This is a genomic window from Monashia sp. HAY1-2A (genome assembly GCF_056755315.1).
In genome coordinates this window covers 1-273 of the sequence record NZ_JBNDHY010000407.1, presented here as the reverse complement: position 1 = coordinate 273, position 273 = coordinate 1, and the positions used below count along the sequence as shown (strand labels likewise).

Sequence of the window (273 nt, the reverse complement as noted above, 5' to 3'; positions counted from 1 at the left end):
ATTCGATCCTGCGTCGGCTCCGTGAGCCGCTTCTTGAAATTCTGCCTCTTGTAGAAAAAGAGTCAAGCCGGGCTTACTTGAGGACGTAGATGACCAGGAAGAGGCCAATCCAAACAACGTCAACGAAGTGCCAGTAGTACGAGGTGACGATTGCCGACGTCGCTTCAAAGTGTCCGAACTTCTTGGCCGCAAATGCACGACCGATGATGAAGAGGAAAGCGATCAGGCCGCCGATGACGTGGAGGCCGTGGAAGCCCGTGGTCATGTAGAAGG

At 54.2% G+C, this 273-nt stretch carries 1 protein-coding gene; it reads right to left on the bottom strand.

Annotated features, from left to right (window positions below; genetic code table 11):
* Positions 1–73 precede the first annotated feature (73 nt).
* The coding region (locus tag ACPYOM_RS22500; RefSeq protein ID WP_481347665.1) for a cytochrome c oxidase subunit 3 at positions 74–273 on the bottom strand (200 nt) is incomplete at its 5' end.